Annotated in this window: 2 protein-coding genes and 2 pseudogenes; 1 reads left to right on the forward strand and 3 read right to left on the reverse strand. The window is 46.7% G+C overall.

The features are described from left to right. Positions 1–305, reverse strand: a pseudogene (locus tag H6F50_RS26430) (DUF4439 domain-containing protein); the annotation flags it as partial. Positions 306–516: 211 nt separating this feature from the next. After that, positions 517–666 (reverse strand): annotated as a pseudogene (locus tag H6F50_RS08045) (bifunctional orotidine-5'-phosphate decarboxylase/orotate phosphoribosyltransferase); the annotation flags it as partial. A 251-nt stretch (positions 667–917) separates the two neighbouring features. Between H6F50_RS08045 and H6F50_RS08050 the strand changes: the two are divergent. Next, positions 918–1,832, forward strand: a complete 915-nt coding sequence (locus H6F50_RS08050; RefSeq protein ID WP_190428194.1) for a histone deacetylase — start codon at positions 918–920, stop codon at positions 1,830–1,832. Between the two features lie 19 nt (positions 1,833–1,851). On the opposite strand, the gene H6F50_RS08055 is transcribed toward H6F50_RS08050, so the two are convergent. Beyond that, positions 1,852–3,099 (reverse strand): bifunctional orotidine-5'-phosphate decarboxylase/orotate phosphoribosyltransferase (locus H6F50_RS08055; RefSeq protein WP_190428196.1); only part of this gene is annotated, 1,248 nt, incomplete at its 5' end.

The following is a 3,099-nucleotide window of genomic DNA, read 5'->3' on the forward strand; positions in this document are numbered from 1 at the left end:
TTGTGATCGGCTTGGTTGCGGAGTGCCAACGCCAAAACAGCTTTGCCTACATCGGTGTCACTCAGCTTTGTTGCCGCAAAACCATACGCCCAAATCGCTTGATGCTCGAAAAACAAAGCTTTATTGAGGATGGCAGCATCATTTCTTTTATCCTCTCTAGAGGCAGCACTGGCACCGTCTGCGATCGCGGTCAGCCCTAAAGCACTCGCTACGCCAGTCACAGTCCCCGCCACCATAATCCCACGCCGTGAGAATGTTTTGCTGGGACGCAAGAATCTTTTGGCAAAGGTATTTTCCCTCTCCATGTTGGTGTCTCCTTATTCATAAATCAGTAACTTACAGTTAATACGCGCACCTCATCTGGTTGGATTTCAGTAGGATTACGGCTGAGGAAATTATTTACAGGACTTACGCTCTGAAAGCTTGAAACTTAGAGATTCACTAACCCTTCATTTATCGGGGAGTGAGTGGGATCTCTGCGTCAGTCCTAACTTAAAAGCTTTCAAAATTTGAGAGGAAAATCATCGGACGGTCTAGGCGCAGCGCTAACCCTGTAGCCGTGGCTAAGGAACCGTAAGGGATTCCGGCAATTCGGTCAAAGTGCAAATCTTTGAGAATCTCGGCGTAAACACTCAAGATTTGATAGAAGATTTGCGGTTGGGAGATGAAGTCTATTCTTGTAGGAGTCTCGAAAGTTGTTCCATGTGCATACCGCAAGAAAGGTGGAGTACAAGTCAAACGAGAAAGTTTGGGAGACGGTGAGCTTGACTGAGCCTCAACACCGGGTATAACCAGTCGTGTATAACAAGTAGTGGGATTGCCAATCAGCTACCTTCTCATAGATTTGGTATGCAGGCGGTCGTTCAACCCCAACCTGAAGGGTCTAGCGGTAATTTCAAAATTGTGGAAACAACTGAATGATTACCATCTTCTATTCAGATAAATTTCTTCAGCATGAAACAGGATATATGCATCCTGAACAGCCAGAGCGACTCACTGCTATTGTCGATAAATTGCGAAGCTCAACGATAGCCGATAAAATCCGATGGCTGAGTCCTTCTAACTCAAGAAATGTTATCACAGCGATCGAACAAATTCATTCCTCTGATTACATTCAGGAAGTTCGTACTTATTCTGAGCGGGGTTGGGGGTGTTTTGAATCAACTCAAATCTCGCCTCAAAGCTTTGATGTTGCTTGCCTTGCAGTCAGTGCTTGGTTAGATGGTATTGATGTGGTTTCGCAGTTAAAACGTCCAGCTTTTGTTCTGGCAAGACCACCTGGACATCATGCCCTCAAAGATGAAGGAATGGGTTTTTGTATTTTCTGCAATGCAGCGATCGCTGCCATTTACGCTCAATCCATCGGAATTCAGCGAGTTGGAATTCTTGATTGGGATGTACATCACGGGAATGGAACCCAAACAGCCGTAGAAAATATCCCTAACATGGCTTTCTGTTCCATTCATCAATCCCCTGGCTATCCCCATACTGGAAAGCCTGAGGAACGGGGTAAGTATAACAATGTGTTGAATCTTCCGATTGCTCCAGGCAGCAATATACAGGATTACCGTAAGTTATTCGAGGAGAGCGTCATTCCCTTTTTCAAAGATTTTTGTCCTGATATATTAATCATCAGTGCTGGGTATGATGCGAATCAAACAGACTTGCTTTCTAAAATCAATTTACAGCCCCAAGATTACAGCATCATCACTGATTATTGTTTAGAGATTACACCCAAAATATTATTTGGTTTAGAAGGCGGCTATGAATTGGAGAGCCTTTCTTCATCGGTACTTGAGACTGTTAAACGATGCGTAGACGCATTTGTATGATGACCTCCAATGGGCGGGGCTAATGGCTCAAAATTTGGAATTGCTCGGAATTGATCCGCCCCGCCTCGTACAGCGTTTCGGCAACTTCCCCCATCCTCAGCACAGAATGACCCCGATAGCCGTTTTCCTGAAGCCGATCTTTGACTCCTTTTTCATGGTCGATCAACACCACAATATCTTCGACATTTAATCCAGCATCTTTGAGTTTCATTGCCCCTTGCATAGCGCTCTTGCCGCTGATGAGAATATCATCGACAACGACAATGGTTTCTCCCGGTTGGAAATGACCTTCGATGACTCGTTGGGTGCCGTGAGATTTTACCTCCTTGCGCGGAAAAATCATCGGACGGTCTAGGCGCAGCGCTAACCCTGTAGCGGTGGGTAAGGAACCGTAAGGGATTCCAGCTATTCGGTCAAAGTGCAAATTTTTGAGAATCTCGGCGTAAGCACTCAAGATTTGATGGAAGATTTGCGGTTGGGAGATGATGACGCGCAGGTCGATGTAGTAGGGAAAAATCGCTCCAGAGGCTTGCACGCGATCGCCAAACATAATGCAACCCAGGTCGTAGAGTTGCAAAATCAAATCTCGGTTGGGAGAATGTTGCAAGAAGCAGACATCCGGAAGCCACAAGTCACAGGTGGGGCTTTCCTGGACAATTCTGAGACGTTCTTCATTAACCGTGTCGCGTAAGGCTTGGACAGCCTCAGCGGGGTGTTCGGTGGTTAATAAATCTAGGGGAACTGGCAGGAGTAGCCCTTCTCCATAGCTGTTTAAGCCAGCCGCTAGAATTTCACTTAAGTTTTGGTTTTCTGACCATCCCTGCACGAATATGAGGCGTTCTGGTGCGATATTGCGGATGCGAGTCAGAGTTTCCGGCATTGCAGCGCCTACTTCTAGCCCTAGTTGTTCTTGGGTGCCCCAAGTTTGCGCTTCTTTTATCAAATGGATGTAAAAGGGTAGCCCGGTGTCTGGATATTCTTGCAACACGGCGGCTGATGGGTTGTCAGTGGTACAGACCACAAAGACAGCTTTGCCAGGATAGACCAAAAAGGGAGCCGCTAAGTCAAGTCCTGGGTAAGGATTCAAGGTGACAGCATCCACTTTCCAGTCTTCAAAGACGGTTTGGGCAAACAGGGTGCTGGTGTTGAGGTCGCTGTGCTTGGCGTCTAAAATTACTGGAATGTCGGCGGGGATAGCTGCTAGGGTTTGCTGAAGGAGTTCTAAACCTGTTGCCCCCAGTGCTTGATAAAAGCCAAGCGTGAGTTT

The organism is Coleofasciculus sp. FACHB-712 (assembly GCF_014695635.1).
In the GTDB taxonomy this organism is placed as follows: Bacteria; Cyanobacteriota; Cyanobacteriia; order Cyanobacteriales; family FACHB-T130; genus FACHB-T130.